Source organism: Actinomycetospora sp. (genome assembly GCF_055612215.1).
In genome coordinates, this window is record NZ_JBVPVA010000244.1 from 1 (window position 1) to 1,428 (window position 1,428).

Here is a 1,428-nt window from a genome sequence, read left to right on the forward strand (position 1 = left end):
GGCGACCGGCTCATCCCGCTGCCCGACCTGTGGCGCGGCCACTTCGACGACCAGACCCTCGAGGACCGGCTCTGGTCGATGCACGACGGGCTCGAGGCCCAGCTCGGCGTCACCGAGGCCGACCGGGCCGCCACCGAGATCGGGACGGCGCCGAAGGGGATCGCGGCGCGTGACCTCACCGGGACCCAGCGGGAGGTGCTGCGCCATCTGCTCGAGGTCTACGTCGGGCGGATGCCGCCGGGGCTCGTGGAGCGGGAGCGGGCGCGCTTCGACGGCGACGGCCTGGACGGCGTGCACTTCGCGTGGGCCGGCGGGGCCGAGCGCGGCGAGCCGCACTACTACCGGCTCGAGGGCCCCGGGCTGCTCGCCGAGTGGGACAACACCCAGCGCGGGGTCAACCACGCGCACTCGGTCTGGCGGGCGGCCGGGCGCGAGTTCGGCCGCGACGTGCTGGCCGAGCACCGGCGCGCGCACCACTGAGCCGGCTGCCCCGCCCGCGCCCGTGGGTCGGAGCCGGGCCCGGCATTACCCTGGGACCGTGGACGATGCGACCGCGACCGAACTCAAGGACCTCGCCGCCAGCCTCGACAGCGTGGAGGCGGCGATGGACCTCGACGGTCTGCGGCGCCAGGTCGCCGAGCTCGAGACCCAGGTCTCGGCCCCCGACCTCTGGAACGACGTCGAGACCGCGCAGAAGCTGACCAGCGACTTCACGCACAAGCAGGCCGACCTCAAGAAGGCGGAGTCGCTGCGCTCGCGGCTCGACGACCTCTCGACGCTCTACGAGATGGCCGACGAGGAGTCGGGTACGGACTCCGACGCCCTCACCGTCGAGGCCGACGCCGAGCGGGCGAGCCTGCACCGCGACATCAGCGCCTTCGAGGTCCGGACGCTGCTCTCCGGCGAGTACGACGAGCGGGACGCGCTGGTCACCGTCCGCGCCGAGGCCGGCGGGGTGGACGCCGCCGACTTCGCCGAGATGCTCATGCGGATGTACCTGCGCTGGGCGGAGCGCCACGGCTACCCGACCGAGGTCTACGACACCTCCTACGCCGAGGAGGCGGGCATCAAGTACGCCACCTTCAAGGTCACCGCGCCCTACGCCTACGGCACCCTCTCCGTCGAGCAGGGCACCCACCGCCTCGTGCGCATCTCGCCGTTCGACAACCAGGGCCGGCGCCAGACGAGCTTCGCCGGCGTCGAGGTCGCGCCCGTCGTCGAGTCCACCGACCACGGGGAGATCGACGAGAAGGACCTGCGCGTCGACGTCTACCGCTCCAGCGGCCCCGGCGGGCAGGGCGTCAACACAACCGACTCGGCGGTCCGCCAGACCCACCTGCCCACCGGCATCGTCGTGAGCTGCCAGAACGAGCGCTCGCAGCTGCAGAACAAGGCCTCCGCGATGGCCGTGCTCGCCGCGAAGCTGCT

At 72.8% G+C, this 1,428-nt stretch carries 2 protein-coding genes; both read left to right on the plus strand.

Going from position 1 to position 1,428, the window contains the following annotated elements:
- Positions 1 to 480, plus strand: a 480-nt coding sequence (locus AC0CYZ_RS06675) for a DUF3500 domain-containing protein (RefSeq protein ID WP_472213556.1), incomplete at its 5' end; no start/stop codon positions are given.
- Positions 481 to 538: 58 nt separating this feature from the next.
- Positions 539 to 1,428, plus strand: an 890-nt coding sequence (prfB, locus tag AC0CYZ_RS06680; RefSeq protein WP_472213559.1) for a peptide chain release factor 2, incomplete at its 3' end; no start/stop codon positions are given.